This is a genomic window from Acidocella aquatica (assembly GCF_030160635.1).
In the GTDB taxonomy this organism is placed as follows: domain Bacteria; phylum Pseudomonadota; class Alphaproteobacteria; order Acetobacterales; family Acetobacteraceae; genus Acidocella; species Acidocella aquatica.
Map to the genome: position 1 here is coordinate 1 of NZ_BSOS01000072.1, position 646 is coordinate 646.

Here is a 646-nt window from a genome sequence, read left to right on the forward strand (position 1 = left end):
CAATAATCAGAAGATCAGAGGCAGAGTGCGCAAAACCCTACAAGGTGGGACTCAGCTGACGGTTACCCACGAAATGGCTCTGGACTTATAACAACGAGCGACCGAATATGGGTATCGGCGGGATTACACCTGCCCAGAAACTGAAACTCGCCGCGTGAATTCTACCATTAAGCCCCGTTAAAAACGGGGGGATTACCGAAGGTCGGGCGGTCATTCAGGACGCCAGCCTGGTTTTTGCCTTGCAGGCTAAAAAACCATGTCTCGGCGGCTTTGGCCGCCAGATCCTGGATCTCCTGCTTGGTGCTGAACTGGCGCTGCTTGTTACCGACAGACGCCCGCGCCTGCCAGAAGCGGCTATTGCCGCGCTGATAAATCTGGACCTTTCCGCCCAGCAACTCGATGGTCGGCATGACGCCCCCCTTGGCACATATTGCGCTGCGGTTGAGGATCTAGTCAGGCGACGACCATAGCCCATCAGGTTTGAAATTTCGAGTTAAATTACCCTAACACTGCCCTAGGGCGTCAGAACGCCAAAAGCCACCTTGCGGTGGCTTTAAGCTATTGATTTAGTTTGATTTACTGGTTGCGGGACCTGGATTTGAACCAGGGACCTTCAGGTTATGAGCCTGACGAGCTACCGGGCTGC

Annotated in this window: 1 protein-coding gene; it reads right to left on the reverse strand. The window is 54.2% G+C overall.

What is annotated here, in order from left to right; all coding sequences use genetic code 11:
• Positions 1–167: 167 nt before the first annotated feature.
• Positions 168–410 (reverse strand): hypothetical protein, encoded by a 243-nt coding sequence (locus QQJ84_RS12865; protein ID WP_284258640.1) that lies wholly within the window; start codon positions 408–410, stop codon positions 168–170.
• Positions 411–646 lie beyond the last annotated feature (236 nt).